This is a genomic window from Streptomyces kebangsaanensis (assembly GCF_001906585.1).
GTDB classification, from domain to species: Bacteria; Actinomycetota; Actinomycetes; order Streptomycetales; family Streptomycetaceae; genus Streptomyces; species Streptomyces kebangsaanensis.
This window is the reverse complement of sequence record NZ_JUJA01000008.1, coordinates 32,154-34,177: the sequence shown is the minus strand read 5'-3', so window position 1 is coordinate 34,177 and position 2,024 is coordinate 32,154. Positions and strand designations below refer to the sequence as shown.

Genomic DNA, 2,024 nt, shown 5'->3' with positions numbered 1-2,024 from the left:
GTGACCTCTTCGGTGTGAACGAAGCGCTCTCCCACTGAGCTAATCGCCCGGGCACGGGGAGAACATTACCGCATGTCAGGGGTGCCCGAGGCCAGGGATGGCGGCCGACCGGAACCGGCCCCGATCACCGGCGCGGGATGTCCCAGGGTGCCGCGAGGCCGAACTTCCAGACGTACACCCCGGCCAGCACCGCGGCGATCACCAGGCCGATCACGGTCAGGACGACGTTGCGCCTGCGCACCCTGGGGTCGAGAGCCCGCTGGGCCATCCCGGTGACCTTGCGTTTGGTCCAGCGCAGCACGAGCTGGGCCCACACGAACTCGGTCGCCCAGATCGCCATGCCGCCGAAGATCACGACCCAGCCCGGTCCGGGGAACACGAGCATGACGACCCCGGCGATCACGACCGCGAGGCCGACGACGAAGATCCCGGCCTGCCAGCTCAGGTGCAGCACACGGCGTGACCGGACGAACGCGGGGGCCCGCGACCCGAGTCCTCGCCGGTCCCGCGCCCGGTCGGTCTCGGCCTCGGTCTTCGCCGGATCCGGCGTCACAGCCGCCTCATCCGGCTCGCCACTGCCCGTATTCATATGGTTGAACACTACCCGAGAGAAACCAGTCACCGGATTGGACGTACCGCGCGAACTGGTTCTCGGCCGGAAGAGTTACGTAAAGCCAGGCAAAACCCTCAGAGGGGTTTACAACGACACCGTAGGTGGCATGTCGATTTCGCCGACGTGCGAATCCCCGAGCGCACACTGAGCGAAAGGCCCTGGCGCTTATGAACACCACGGTCAGCTGCGAGCTGCACCTGCGCCTCGTTGTGTCGAGCGAGTCATCCCTGCCTGTCCCCGCAGGCCTGCGGTACGACACGGCCGACCCCTACGCCGTGCACGCCACCTTCCACACCGGAGCCGAGGAGACCGTCGAGTGGGTGTTCGCCCGCGACCTCCTCGCCGAGGGGCTTCATCGTCCCACCGGCACCGGCGACGTCCGAGTCTGGCCGTCGCGCAGCCACGGGCAGGGCGTCGTGTGCATCGCCCTGAGCTCTCCGGAGGGCGAGGCCCTGCTCGAGGCCCCGGCGCGGGCCCTGGAGTCCTTCCTGAAGCGGACGGACGCGGCCGTGCCCCCCGGCACGGAACACCGGCACTTCGACCTGGATCAGGAGCTCTCGCACATTCTCGCGGAAAGTTAGCGACAGGCCTCTCGAGGCCCCGCAGACTGCCCGTTGCCGTCCACTCGGGGAGACGGCTCGGGCCAGGACAACCGCATACAGGACACACCGGCACCGGTCCTCCCCCGAAGGGGGCCTGATGCCGGTGTGCCCGCGTGGCGCGGCGGCGCCATCGGTGCTCGGGTGCGCGCGGAGCCACTACCATCGGCCTGCATCGGCGGGCGTGTGCCCGATCCCCAGGCCAGGGAGCGAAACGTGCTGATCACCCACGACACCCGGTGCGCGCTGGACACCGTGGTGGATCTGGTGAACACCGCGCCGGAGGACGATGCGGCGCCGGACGGGCTGGCGGACGTCGCGGCACTCGAGGAGTTCGTGGGCAACCACAGAATGAGCGATGTCGGGGCGCTGTCGGAGTTCGATCTCTCGGCGGTGCGCGGGATCCGCGGCCGGTTCGCGGGAATCTTCGCGGCCCCGGACTGCCGCACGGCCGCGGGCATGATCAACGAGCTGGTCGCCGCCGCCGGCACCACACCCCGGCTGACGGATCACGACGGGTACGACTGGCACATCCATTACTTCGCGCCCGGCGCCTCCGTGGCCGACCATCTGGCCGCCGACGGCGGCATGGCGCTCGCGTTCTTCGTGGTGGCCGGGGAGCGGGAACGGCTGCGGCGCTGTGAGGCTCCCGACTGCCGGCGTGCCTTCGTCGATCTCTCCCGCAACCGCTCGCGGCGGTACTGCGACAGCCGTACGTGCGGCAACCGTCTGCATGTGGCCGCCTACCGTGCGCGCCGCAAGGAGGCGACGACGGGCTGAGCGCCACGGCCGGGCGACGGGCCGGCCGCGGG

At 70.1% G+C, this 2,024-nt stretch carries 3 protein-coding genes; 2 read left to right on the top strand and 1 reads right to left on the bottom strand.

The genetic code is table 11. From position 1 onward, the window contains the following. Positions 1 to 124: 124 nt before the first annotated feature. Entirely contained in the window at positions 125 to 589 is a 465-nt protein-coding gene (locus RH94_RS00460; protein WP_073945697.1) for a TIGR02611 family protein, read from the bottom strand. Between the two features lie 191 nt (positions 590 to 780). Between RH94_RS00460 and RH94_RS00455 the strand changes: the two genes are divergently transcribed. Together RH94_RS00455 and RH94_RS00450 are read left to right on the top strand one after the other, a co-directional pair. Next, positions 781 to 1,194, top strand: a complete 414-nt coding sequence (locus tag RH94_RS00455; RefSeq protein WP_004002642.1) for an SsgA family sporulation/cell division regulator — start codon at positions 781 to 783, stop codon at positions 1,192 to 1,194. Between the two features lie 234 nt (positions 1,195 to 1,428). After that, the gene (locus RH94_RS00450) at positions 1,429 to 1,992 is read left to right on the top strand and encodes a CGNR zinc finger domain-containing protein (protein WP_073945696.1); all 564 of its coding nucleotides are present in this window, start codon (positions 1,429 to 1,431) and stop codon (positions 1,990 to 1,992) included. Positions 1,993 to 2,024: the final 32 nt, after the last annotated feature.

What these genes read in the sequence shown, in the direction of transcription:
- RH94_RS00455 (WP_004002642.1), top strand. Translation starts at nt 781, where the DNA reads ATGAACACCACGGTCAGCTGCGAGCTGCACCTGCGCCTCGTTGTGTCG.
- RH94_RS00460 (WP_073945697.1), bottom strand. Translation starts at nt 589, where the DNA reads ATGAATACGGGCAGTGGCGAGCCGGATGAGGCGGCTGTGACGCCGGAT.